The 613-nt window shown below is 61.3% G+C and carries 1 protein-coding gene; it reads right to left on the bottom strand.

The features are described from left to right. A partial coding sequence (locus QD409_RS35535) for a VCBS domain-containing protein (protein WP_430765052.1) occupies positions 1–613 on the bottom strand: 613 nt, incomplete at both ends.

Here is a 613-nt window from a genome sequence, read left to right as displayed (position 1 = left end):
GCCGTCGCTCAGCTGGACCTTGAAGCTCTCCTGCGGATGATCCAAGGCCGTCAGCGGATCGGCCTTCGATTGATCCAGCACATAGCTCCAGGTGCCGTTCGTATTGACGCTCAGCGTGCCATAAGTACCGGTCACCGATCCGTCCGGGTTACCCGTCTGACTGCTGCCCGCAACCACCGACCAGGTCAAGGACGGGCTGTCGACATCAGCGCCGGTCAGATGGCCGGAAGCCGTATTATGAGCAGTATCATTGGCAACGCCAACGCCCGCTTCGGTCACGATACCGCTGACGCTGTCGCCATTGGCAATCGTGATCGTTGGCGCATCGTTGGTGCCGTTGACCGTCACCACAACCGTTTGCGTCGTGATACCGCCCTGGCCGTCGCTCAGCTGGACCTTGAAGCTCTCCTGCGGATGATCCAAGGCCGTCAGCGGATCGGCCTTCGATTGATCCAGCACATAGCTCCAGGTGCCGTTCGTATTGACGCTCAGCGTGCCATAAGTACCGGTCACCGATCCGTCCGGGTTACCCGTCTGACTGCTGCCCGCAACCACCGACCAGGTCAAGGACGGGCTGTCGACATCAGCGCCGGTCAGATGGCCGGAAGCCGTG

This window comes from Rhizobium sp. BR 315, from assembly GCF_050577975.1.
Taxonomy (GTDB): Bacteria; Pseudomonadota; Alphaproteobacteria; order Rhizobiales; family Rhizobiaceae; genus Rhizobium; species Rhizobium miluonense.
This window is presented reverse-complemented; position numbering and strand designations above follow the sequence as displayed.